Consider the following 226-nt stretch of genomic DNA (forward strand, 5'->3'; position numbering starts at 1 on the left):
GCGGCATTGCCTTTGTGGCGGATGCAGGCGTGGCGAATGCGGCACCTGTGCTGAGCCTCGCGGATGTTGCGGTGCTGGGCAATGATCTCTCGGTTGCGACGGGCGTGAGTGCGCAGATCACCAGCGACGGCACGACACAGCTGACTGGCGATCTGGCGCTGGACGGCGATCTGTCGCTGTCGGCAAGCTCCGGTGTTCTGACGCTGGCGTCGGGGGATGTGACAAG

General features: G+C 65.0%; 1 protein-coding gene. It reads left to right on the top strand.

All coding sequences use genetic code 11. The features are described from left to right. On the top strand, positions 1–226 hold a 226-nt coding region (locus R0J92_RS27675), incomplete at both ends, for a hypothetical protein (protein ID WP_411054034.1).

Source organism: Tritonibacter sp. SIMBA_163, assembly GCF_046535935.1.
Lineage (GTDB): Bacteria > Pseudomonadota > Alphaproteobacteria > Rhodobacterales > Rhodobacteraceae > Epibacterium > Epibacterium scottomollicae.